Consider the following 9,614-nt stretch of genomic DNA (forward strand, 5'->3'; position numbering starts at 1 on the left):
GCCGCCTTGCAGCGAACAGGACTGAAACTCCATTCGGAACTGGCCTTATCAGCGCTCTTTGATGTAGGGCTCTCCGCCTGCCCGTGGTGGCACGGCCTTGCCGACAAAACCGGCCAGAATAACAACTGTCAGGATATAGGGCAGGGCGTCCATCACCTGGACCGGAATCACTACGCCACCAAGATCGATGTTTTGGAACCGAAGTGCTACCGCCTGAAGCAGGCCAAACAGCAAACAGGCCCACATGGCGTGCCACGGACGCCATTTGGCAAAGATCAAGGCGGCCAGCGCAATAAAGCCACGACCAGCGGTCATTTCCTTGACGAACCCCGCCTGCAAAGCCGTCGCCAGATAAGCGCCCGCGATACCACAAAGTACGCCACAGATCGCGACGGCTGCGAAGCGCAGGCCAACCACGGATACACCTGCCGTGTCGACGGCTGCCGGGTTTTCACCCACAGCCCGCAGGCGCAGGCCGAACCGTGTGCGGAAAAGCACCCACCACGTTGCTGGAACCATCAGGAATGCCACATAAACAAGGATCGAATGGCCCGAGAGCAGTTCGGAATAGATCGGGCCGACAATCGGAACCCCTCCAAGCGCATCGGCAAATGGAAAGTTGATAGGCTCGAACCGGCCGCCACCAAAGAGCGAGGGCGTTCGACCGCCCTGTTGGAACCAGCTTTGGGCGACAAGCACTGTCAGGCCCGAGGCGAGAAAGTTTATTGCGACACCCGAAATCAGCTGGTTGCCCCGGAAGGTTATCGATGCCAACCCGTGCAGCCCTGACAGCGCCAATGAGGATCCGATGCCTGCCAGCAAGCCCAGCCAGACTGAACCCGTAACCGCCGCGACAGCCGCAGAAAAGAACGCGGCCACCAGCATTTTGCCTTCCAGCCCGATGTCGAAAATGCCAGCCCGTTCCGAATACAGACCGGCCAAACAGGCCAGCAAAAGAGGCGTAGATAGGCGGATGGTCGAATCCAGAACCTGGATGAGGGTTACAAAGAAGTCCATTACTCTGCCCTCTTCCGCATACCAAGGAACAGTTTCTCAAGCGGCATCCGTACCATGTTGTCCAGCGCACCGGTGAACAGGATCACCAGCGCCTGAATGACCACGATCAGTTCACGCGGGATCGATGCCCACAGCGCCAGTTCCGCACCGCCCTGATACAGGAACCCGAACAAAAGCGCGGCCAGCAATACCCCGAACGGGTGTGAGCGCCCCATAAGGGCCACGGCAATCCCGATGAACCCAGCGCCTTCTGTCGAGTTCAGGACAAGGCGCTCCGCCTCGCCCATAACGTTGTTGATGGCCATCAGACCTGCCAGCGCACCCGAGATCAGCATCGCAACAATGGTAATGCGAACCGGCGAGATGCCGGCATAGACCGCGCCGGTTTCTGAGTGGCCGTAAGCACGGATTTCATAGCCCAGCCGGGTCCGCCAGATCAGCGCCCAGACGACGACACAGGCCAGCAAAGCGATGAAGAACGTAATGTTTACCGGAGCCCCCCGGAACACCACGTTCTCTGCGGTTGAGAACATTGACTGGAATGTTGGCAGATGGACGGATTCGGGGAACCGTGCGGTTGCCGGGTCCTGCGACCCTTGCGGGCGCATGACATTGACCAGCATGTAGTTCAGAAAGGCAGCGGCAATAAAATTGAACATGATCGTGGTGATCACGATATGGCTGCCGCGCTTGGCCTGAAGATAGGCCGGGATAGCGGCCCAAAACGCGCCGAACAGCATTGATGCGGCGCAGGCCGCAAGCAATGCAATGCTCCAATGCGGCCAGTCGACGTAAAGGCAAACCATGGCCACCCCAAGACCGCCCAGCATCGCCTGACCTTCGCCACCGATGTTGAACAAGCGGGCGTGGAATGCGACGGCGACCGCAAGACCGGTAAACATGAAATTCGTCGCGTAATAGAGCGTATAGCCCCAGCCATAGGTTGACCCCAACGCGCCCGAAACCATCAGCTTAACAGCTTCGACGGGGTTTTCTCCGATGGCGAGGATGACCAGCGCCGACAGGATAGCGGCCAGCATCAGACTGATCAGCGGGATCAGAACGACATCGGCCCATTTAGGCATTTTTTCCATCCTACGCGGCCTCTCCTGCAACACCGGCCATCAGCAGGCCAAGTTCTTTTTCATCTGTTTCATTGGGCAGCCGTTCACCCATGATATGCCCGTCGAACATCACTGCGATCCGGTCGGACAGCGAGAATATCTCTTCCAACTCAACCGAAACCAGCAGGATCGCCTTGCCTTGATCGCGCAGGGCTACGATCTGCTTGTGAATGAATTCGATCGCGCCGATGTCAACGCCGCGCGTCGGCTGGCCGACCAGCAGCAGGTCAGGGTTTCGCTCGATTTCGCGGGCAACGACGATTTTCTGCTGGTTTCCACCCGAAAAGCTCTTGGCTGCAAGCCAAGGATCCGGTGGCCGGACATCGAATTTCTCGATCTTGGCTTCGGTATCAGCACGCAACGCGGCATTGTCCATGAACAGGCCCCACTGATAAGCGGGGTCCCGGTGATAGCCAAAGGCCACGTTTTCCCACGCGTGGAAATCCATAATCAGGCCTTCACGCTGCCGATCTTCCGGCACATGCGCTATATGCTGTGCACGACGCGCCTGACCGTCAGATCCGGCTCCGCTTAGGGCCAGCGGTTCGCCGTTCAGCTTGATCGAGCCTTGTCCCGGACGCATCCCGCCCAGAACCTCCAGCAGTTCCGACTGCCCATTGCCCGCCACACCGGCAATACCGACGATCTCACCGGCACGCACGGTCAGGTCGATACCTTTTACCCGTTCAACTCCGGCGGAATCAAAAACACTCAGCTTTTCGATCTCAAGAATGGGTTTGCCCGGTGTCGCAGGCACCTTGTCGACTTGCAGCAAAACCTTGCGGCCTACCATCAGCTCGGCCAGTTCTTCCGGGCTGGTGTCCGAAGTTTTCACCGTAGCTGTCATCTGCCCACGGCGCATGACCGAAACGGTATCGGTGTTTTCCATGATTTCGCGCAGCTTGTGGGTGATCACAATGATCGTTTTCCCTTCGGCCCGCAGACGATCCAGGATACGGAACAGCTGGTCAGCTTCAGCCGGGGTCAGAACACCAGTCGGTTCATCCAGAATCAGAATCTCGGCCTTGCGATACAAAGCCTTCAAAATCTCGACGCGCTGCTGCATCCCCACACCGATCTCATCAATGCGTTTGTCGGGGTCAACGAACAGTTCGTATTCTTCTTCCAATTCTTTCAGTTCTTTACGCGCCTTGGCCAGAGACGGAGCCAGAAGGCCGCCATCTTCAGCACCCAGAACGATGTTTTCCAGAACCGTGAAATTCTCCACCAGCTTGAAATGCTGAAACACCATCCCGATGCCCGAGGCGATAGCCGCCTGGCTGTCAGGGATTTCGGTCTTTGTCCCGTTGATCCAAATTTCACCTTTGTCGGCTTTGTAAAAGCCGTAGAGGATGCTCATCAGCGTGGATTTGCCCGCACCGTTTTCACCGATAATCCCATGGATCGTACCGGGGGCGACGCTGATTGAGATGTCTTTGTTGGCCTGAACCGGCCCAAAGGATTTGGAAATCCCTTTGAGCTCAATGGCGGGGACGGTCATGTCTTACCCTCAACTGCCGAAAAGCCCATCCGGCAGGTGGCACGGATGGCAGAGTGGATGGCAGGGCGGAAGGGTTCCTTCCGCCCCGCGCGGTATCAGAACTGCAGTGCGGGGCAGCTGTCGTTCTCGTAATAGCTGACAACGGTGATATCGCCGTTGATGATGGCTTTGCGGGCTTCTTCCACCGCATCGTTCATTTGGGCCGAAACAAGTTCTTTGTTGTTATCGTCCATGGCGACGCCAACACCTTCCTCGGCCAGACCCATTGTGAACACGCCGGTTTCTACGGCGTCACCTGCTTTCATCGCGTCATACACCGCGACGTCCACACGCTTCAGCATCGACGTCAGGACCTTGCCCGGATGCAGGTGGTTCTGGTTGCTGTCCACGCCGATCGACAGGATGCCTTCGTCAGCTGCCGTTTGCAGAACGCCTACACCTGTACCACCAGCTGCGGCATAGATCACGTCAGCACCCTGGCTGATCTGTGCTTTTGTAAGTTCCGAACCTTTTACAGGGTCGTTCCACGCCGCAGGGGTGGTGCCGGTCATGTTGGCGACAACATTGATGTCCGGGTTCACGGCTTTGGCGCCTTGTGCGTATCCGCAGCCAAAGTGGCGGATCAGCGGAATGTCCATACCGCCGATAAAGCCAACGGTGCCCGATTTCGATGCCATCGCTGCCATCATGCCAACCAGGTACGATCCTTCATGCTCGGCAAAGCCGATCTGGCGGATGTTGGGGATGTCCAGCCAGTTCACGTCGACGGCCACGAATTTGGTTTCAGGATAATCACCTGCAACGGCCGACAATGGATCAGCCATACCAAAGCCCATGGTGATGATCGGGTTGGCACCTGATTCTGCGAAACGGCGCAGAGCCTGTTCGCGCTGTGCTTCCGACTGGATCTCGATCTCGCGGTATTCGCCGCCGGTCTCATCGGCCCAACGCTGCGCGCCATTATATGCGGCTTCGTTGAAAGATTTGTCGAACTTGCCGCCCAGGTCAAAGATCAGCGCCGGTTCAGCGAAAGCTGCACCTGCGGTCAGAGCGACAGCAGCGGCAGCACCCATCAAGGATTTCATCAGGGTCATTTAAGTCTCCCATTTTTTTGTTGGCACGAGGTCAGATTAGCCCCGTTTACCCACTTTTAGCGAGCATAAGTGTTGTGATGGCGGGAATTAAGGACGTTTGCAACCGTCATGGTCAATTGATTTCTGACCAAATGGTCTAAAAAATCTTTGGTTGCCGTTAGGGCAGTGCGCGTTCCATCACAAGAGCATCGATATTTGGGCCTGTTTTTCTAGAATAATAACCTTTGCGCCGACCGCACTGGCGATACCCGCATCGTCCGTACAGCGCGATTGCTGCAACATTGTCGGCAGCCACGTCCAGAAATGCGCGGTTTGCCTGCAAAGTGACTGCCCGGCCGTGCCAGTTGCGCATGGTCTGAAACCCGAGACCTTGTCTTTTAAACGCGGGGTGAGTCGCAATCGTCAGTAACTCTGCCTCACCCGCGATTACCTGAAAAAGGGCAAAGCAACGGGCATCCCCAACGCAGTCAGTGAACCGGTTCTCCAAAAGGCTGGCGAATTCATCGGCAGTCCAGGGGCGTGACTGGGTGAATGCCGCTGCATGTGTCGCTGCCATCTCGTAAGGCGTCATTGGTCCAGTAACACAGGCGGCACATCTCGGGACGGGGCTGCGTCCGCAGGTCTGACATATAGCGGGGCCGGAGGTGCACTGACCTTGCGCCATCGTCTTGCGGCATGTCTGGCAACGGCTTGTACCTGCAATGCGGGATCGGAGCAGACATACAAAGGCCCATGCTGTTCGGCCTCGTCCCTGGGCAAAAGGCAAGGGCCGGTTCCGGGAAGTTGTACATACACCTGTTCGCGCGGCGCAGGGATGGCTGGTAGCTGTCCCTCTTCTGCCAGTTCAATCAGAGCATCGAATCCAGAAACGCCCACCGCCGGGACGCCAAGGCCCAAGGCAAGGCCCCGGGCGGCAGAGACCGAGATGCGTATACCCGTGAAATTGCCGGGCCCAATCCCAACACCGATAGCGTCCAGATCGGCCCATACGCAACCGGCCTCGGTCAGCACTTCTTGCAGCAAGGGCATCAATCGTTCGGCTTGACCCCGCGACATGCCTTCGACACGGGATACTGCGATCACACCGCCACGCAACAAAGCGGCCGCGCAATGCGCGGCCGATGTATCAAATGCCAGGATCGTCGGGTCAGACGGCAACTGGGCGAACCTCAGTCACTTCGGGGATGTAATGGCGTAGCAGGTTTTCGATACCCATCTTCAGTGTCAGGGTTGATGACGGGCACCCCGCGCAGGCACCTTGCATGTGCAGGTAGACGATGCCGCGATCAAAACCATGAAAGGTGATGTCGCCACCATCCTGTGCTACGGCCGGGCGCACGCGGCTGTCCAGCAGGTCTTTGATCTGATTGACGATCTCTGCATCTTCTCCGGTATGTTCGGCATGACCCGAGGCCGCTGCCGCGTCGGCACCCATGACGGGCTGGCCGGATTGATAATGCTCCATCACTGCGCCAAGAATTGCAGGTTTGATGTGATCCCACTGAACATTGTCGGATTTGGTCACAGTGACAAAATCGTTTCCAAAGAACACACCGGTCACGCCGTTTACGGCAAAGATTCGTTTGGCCAATGGGGACTTGTCACCAGCCTCGGCTGTCGGGAAATCCGCGGTTCCAGCCTCAAGAACCGTTTGGCCGGGCAGAAATTTCAACGTGGCCGGGTTTGGGGTGGATTCGGTCTGGATGAACATGAGGCAGCTCCGTCTGAGGTGTTTCTGATATGCGCTCAGGGGTCGGAGAAGTCAATATTTGGAACGATTCTAAATCGTGACCGCGTAACGAATCGCGTCATCCAGCCGGTCATCTCCCCAAAACAGCTCTGTCCCCGCCACAAAACTCGGCGCACCAAACAGGCCAAGTGCTTTTGCGCGCGCAGATTGCTCGAACAGAGCAGCCTTGATGCTCGGATCTTTTGCACGATTCATCACTGCCGCAGGCAGACCCGCCATCTTCAGGCAATCCTCAAGCACGTCTTCGTCAGAAATGTCCCTCCCGCCCCCAAATTCAGCGCTGAAGACAGCCTTTGCGAAGGAAGCCCGTTCTTCGCGATGCGCAAGGGCCAGAGCCAGGCGCGCTGCGGTGAGGGAGTTTTGCGGGAACGGGTCAGGCCGAACCAACGGCAGCCCTCGTGCGCCGCAAAGACGTTCCATGTCGCGCCACATATAGCGCCCTTTGGCCGGATACAGGTTGAACGGTGACGTGCGCCATCCCTGATCCGCGAAAATCGGACCCAACAGAAAAGGCTGCCAGTCGACCGGGACGCCTTTGTCCTGCGCAGCCTGTTCGATCCGCATCGCGCTGAGATAGGAATAGGTCGAGGCGAAGTCGAACCAGAACTGCAACGTCTTCGCCATGTTCGATCCTCAGGTGATTTCTTCCAACTTTTCCTTGCTCAGGTCACCTGGAACAATCGTGATCGGGATCGGTAGGCTGCCAGAGTTTTTTGTGAGCTGGGTTACCAGCGGACCGGGGCCTTTCTTGTCAGTCCCCGCCCCAAGAACAAGAACGCCGATCTCAGGGTCAGACTGAACGTGTTCGATGATCTGCGGCACCGGATCACCTTCGCGAATGGCCAGTTCAGGTTCTACGTTCTGTTTGTCGCGCATCCATTTGGCGAAGACTTCGAAATGGGCATGGATACGTTCCCGGGCTTCTTCGCGCATGGTTTCGGCAACACCGATCCAGTGATTGAACTCGTCCGGCGGAATAACCGACAAGATCGTCACTCCGCCACCTGTATGCGCGGCACGCATCGCGGCGAACCGCATTGCGTTCAGGCATTCACGGCTGTCATCCAGAACAACTAAGAACTTACGCATGGGTGTCCTCTTCAATTTTAAGAGATCATGCCCGAGCGTTTGCGTGCTGGCAACTCGGACACGTTCATGTCGATTACTAGCGTTCGCTTGCAGCCCAGTCCCAGTAAAGTGCGCGGGCACGGCGGGCAATTGGACCAACCTGAAACTGTGTGTCTTCTAGCGCAGTCACAGGTGTGATCTTGCTCATATTGCCGGACATGAAAACCTCGTCCGCCTGGTGAAAATCCTCGAAACCCAAGACCGTTTCATGAACTGTAACACCATCCTCGCGCAGATTCTTGATATGTCGCGCCCGCGTGATCCCTGCCAAAAATGTGCCGTTGGGGATCGGGGTAAAGACCTCGCCATCCTTGACCATGAAGATGTTGGCTGTTGCCGTTTCGGCCACATTGCCCATCGCGTCAGCGACCAGTGCGTTCGAGAATCCCTTGGAGCGCGCCTCTTGCAACATGCGCGCATTGTTGGGGTAAAGGCACCCGGCCTTGGCGTTGACCACTGCTGATTCCAGTACCGGGCGACGGAACCGCGTGGTCGACAGCGTGGCTGAAGCCGTTTCCGGTGCCATCGGGATTTCTTCCAGACAGATGGCAAACCCTGTGCTGTTTTCCTGCGGAACGATTGCCGTGCTGTCGCCATCAATGCCCCAATACATCGGGCGGATATAAACAGCTGTGTCAGGGCTGTAGGCTTGCAACCCTTCATGCACCAATTCGACCATCTGTTCGGTTGTCATGGTGGGTGTCAGCATCAGGGCTTCGGCGGACCGGTTCACCCGGGCGCAATGGGCGTGCAGATCAGGGGCCAGCCCGTCGAAATAGCGGGCACCATCGAATACGGATGATCCAAGCCAGGCCCCATGATCCGCTGCGCGCATGATGGGTGTATCCCCGTCATGCCATTGGCCCTGAAAGTAGGTCCGGATGTTTTTGCCGGTTGCCATGACGCCCTCCTCTGGTTCAGGCAGACCCTAGGTGGGCGTCAGGCGAAGGTCCAGTGCATTCAGCGTGATGCCGATCCGACCATACCGACGATTTCATAGGTCTTTTGCAGGATCGGAGCAGCGATCTGGCGGGCGCGTTCGGCCCCGTGAGCCAGAATCCGGTCAATCTCGGCCTGTTCTCCCATAAGGCGCGACATCTCAGTCGAGATTGGGGCCAGCTTGGCGACCGCCAGATCAGCCAGCATCGGTTTGAAATCACCGAACTGCTTGCCGCCAACTTCGGCCAGAACCTGCGCTATGCTCTGTTCGCTGAGTGCTGCGTAGATATTGACCAGATTACGCGCTTCGGGGCGGCCCTCCAGACCTTCGACATCCGACGGCAAAGCGTCAGGGTCGGTCTTGGCCTTGCGGATTTTCTTTGCGATCGCATCTGCATCGTCGGTCAGGTTGATCCGACTCATGTCCGAGGGGTCGGAGGACGACATTTTGCGCGAACCGTCCCGCAGGTTCATCACGCGCGGGGCAGGGCCTCCAATCACGGGCTCAGTCACGGGAAAGAAGTCGACGCCGTAGTCGTGGTTGAACTTGATCGCGATATCGCGGGTCAATTCCAGGTGCTGCTTCTGGTCTTCACCCACAGGAACATGTGTCGCGTGGTAGACAAGAATATCGGCTGCCATCAGGGCAGGGTACGCAAACAGGCCAAGCGAGGCATTTTGCGCATTTTTGCCCGCCTTGTCCTTGAACTGCGTCATCCGTTGCATCCAGCCCATTCGGGCGACGCAGTTGAAAATCCAGGCCAGCTGAGTGTGTTCGGGCACCTGGCTTTGGTTGAACAGGATTGATTTTTCTGGATCAAGACCCGCCGCGATAAAGCCCGCGCAAACCTCGCGTGTTTTTTCGCGCAGACGATCTGGGTCCTGCCATACGGTGATGGCGTGCAAATCGACCATGCAATAGACGGTTTCGAATTCGGGACCCTGCATATCGACAAAACGCTTGAGTGCACCAAGGTAGTTCCCAAGGTGCAGGTTTCCCGAAGGCTGGATGCCGGAAAACACGCGTGGCGTGAATTGGGACTCAGTCATCAAAGGGAACT

General features: G+C 57.3%; 11 protein-coding genes. All 11 read right to left on the reverse strand.

All coding sequences use genetic code 11. From position 1 onward, the window contains the following. Nucleotides 1-48 precede the first annotated feature (48 nt). The 11 genes from ACR3E2_RS15850 to trpS all read right to left on the reverse strand — a co-directional run bounded on the left by ACR3E2_RS15850 (nucleotide 49) and on the right by trpS (nucleotide 9,603). The gene (locus tag ACR3E2_RS15850; RefSeq protein WP_480475132.1) at nucleotides 49-1,017 is read right to left on the reverse strand and encodes an ABC transporter permease; all 969 of its coding nucleotides are present in this window, start codon (nucleotides 1,015-1,017) and stop codon (nucleotides 49-51) included. After that, complete coding sequence (locus ACR3E2_RS15855; protein ID WP_267363837.1) at nucleotides 1,017-2,111, reverse strand: ABC transporter permease; 1,095 nt, start codon at nucleotides 2,109-2,111, stop codon at nucleotides 1,017-1,019. The genes ACR3E2_RS15850 and ACR3E2_RS15855 overlap by 1 nt, the downstream gene beginning before the upstream one ends. 1 nt (nucleotide 2,112) lies before the next feature. After that, nucleotides 2,113-3,642, reverse strand: a complete 1,530-nt coding sequence (locus tag ACR3E2_RS15860; RefSeq protein ID WP_480483184.1) for an ABC transporter ATP-binding protein — start codon at nucleotides 3,640-3,642, stop codon at nucleotides 2,113-2,115. A gap of 95 nt (nucleotides 3,643-3,737) precedes the next feature. Continuing rightward, complete coding sequence (locus tag ACR3E2_RS15865) at nucleotides 3,738-4,736, reverse strand: BMP family lipoprotein (protein ID WP_480483186.1); 999 nt, start codon at nucleotides 4,734-4,736, stop codon at nucleotides 3,738-3,740. 157 nt (nucleotides 4,737-4,893) lie between these two features. Next, nucleotides 4,894-5,292, reverse strand: a complete 399-nt coding sequence (locus ACR3E2_RS15870; protein ID WP_480492796.1) for a GNAT family N-acetyltransferase — start codon at nucleotides 5,290-5,292, stop codon at nucleotides 4,894-4,896. Nucleotides 5,293-5,303: 11 nt separating this feature from the next. Then, a complete protein-coding gene (gene tsaB / locus ACR3E2_RS15875) occupies nucleotides 5,304-5,894 on the reverse strand; it encodes a tRNA (adenosine(37)-N6)-threonylcarbamoyltransferase complex dimerization subunit type 1 TsaB (protein ID WP_480483190.1) in 591 nt (196 codons plus the stop codon). Beyond that, the gene (locus tag ACR3E2_RS15880) at nucleotides 5,884-6,447 is read right to left on the reverse strand and encodes a NifU family protein (protein ID WP_480483192.1); all 564 of its coding nucleotides are present in this window, start codon (nucleotides 6,445-6,447) and stop codon (nucleotides 5,884-5,886) included. The genes tsaB and ACR3E2_RS15880 overlap by 11 nt, the downstream gene beginning before the upstream one ends. 69 nt (nucleotides 6,448-6,516) lie before the next feature. Further along, on the reverse strand, nucleotides 6,517-7,110 hold the full coding sequence (locus ACR3E2_RS15885; protein ID WP_480483194.1) for a DsbA family protein: 594 nt from the start codon (nucleotides 7,108-7,110) through the stop codon (nucleotides 6,517-6,519). 9 nt (nucleotides 7,111-7,119) lie between these two features. After that, nucleotides 7,120-7,575, reverse strand: a complete 456-nt coding sequence (locus tag ACR3E2_RS15890) for a universal stress protein (RefSeq protein WP_267366250.1) — start codon at nucleotides 7,573-7,575, stop codon at nucleotides 7,120-7,122. Between the two features lie 76 nt (nucleotides 7,576-7,651). Next, nucleotides 7,652-8,515 carry a branched-chain amino acid aminotransferase gene (locus tag ACR3E2_RS15895; protein ID WP_480483196.1) on the reverse strand — a complete coding sequence of 288 codons (864 nt, stop codon included), beginning with the start codon at nucleotides 8,513-8,515 and terminating at the stop codon, nucleotides 7,652-7,654. Nucleotides 8,516-8,574: 59 nt separating this feature from the next. Next, entirely contained in the window at nucleotides 8,575-9,603 is a 1,029-nt protein-coding gene (trpS, locus tag ACR3E2_RS15900; protein ID WP_480483198.1) for a tryptophan--tRNA ligase, read from the reverse strand. Between the last annotated feature and the right edge of the window lie 11 nt (nucleotides 9,604-9,614).

The sequence above is a fragment of the Ruegeria sp. AL7 genome (genome assembly GCF_056536105.1).

Coding starts and splice junctions, on each gene's coding strand:
- ACR3E2_RS15850 (WP_480475132.1), bottom strand. CDS start 1,017: ATGGACTTCTTTGTAACCCTCATCCAGGTTCTGGATTCGACCATCCGC.
- ACR3E2_RS15855 (WP_267363837.1), bottom strand. CDS start 2,111: ATGGAAAAAATGCCTAAATGGGCCGATGTCGTTCTGATCCCGCTGATC.
- ACR3E2_RS15860 (WP_480483184.1), bottom strand. CDS start 3,642: ATGACCGTCCCCGCCATTGAGCTCAAAGGGATTTCCAAATCCTTTGGG.
- ACR3E2_RS15865 (WP_480483186.1), bottom strand. CDS start 4,736: ATGACCCTGATGAAATCCTTGATGGGTGCTGCCGCTGCTGTCGCTCTG.
- ACR3E2_RS15870 (WP_480492796.1), bottom strand. CDS start 5,292: ATGGCAGCGACACATGCAGCGGCATTCACCCAGTCACGCCCCTGGACT.
- ACR3E2_RS15880 (WP_480483192.1), bottom strand. CDS start 6,447: ATGTTCATCCAGACCGAATCCACCCCAAACCCGGCCACGTTGAAATTT.
- ACR3E2_RS15885 (WP_480483194.1), bottom strand. CDS start 7,110: ATGGCGAAGACGTTGCAGTTCTGGTTCGACTTCGCCTCGACCTATTCC.
- ACR3E2_RS15890 (WP_267366250.1), bottom strand. CDS start 7,575: ATGCGTAAGTTCTTAGTTGTTCTGGATGACAGCCGTGAATGCCTGAAC.
- ACR3E2_RS15895 (WP_480483196.1), bottom strand. CDS start 8,515: ATGGCAACCGGCAAAAACATCCGGACCTACTTTCAGGGCCAATGGCAT.
- trpS (WP_480483198.1), bottom strand. CDS start 9,603: ATGACTGAGTCCCAATTCACGCCACGCGTGTTTTCCGGCATCCAGCCT.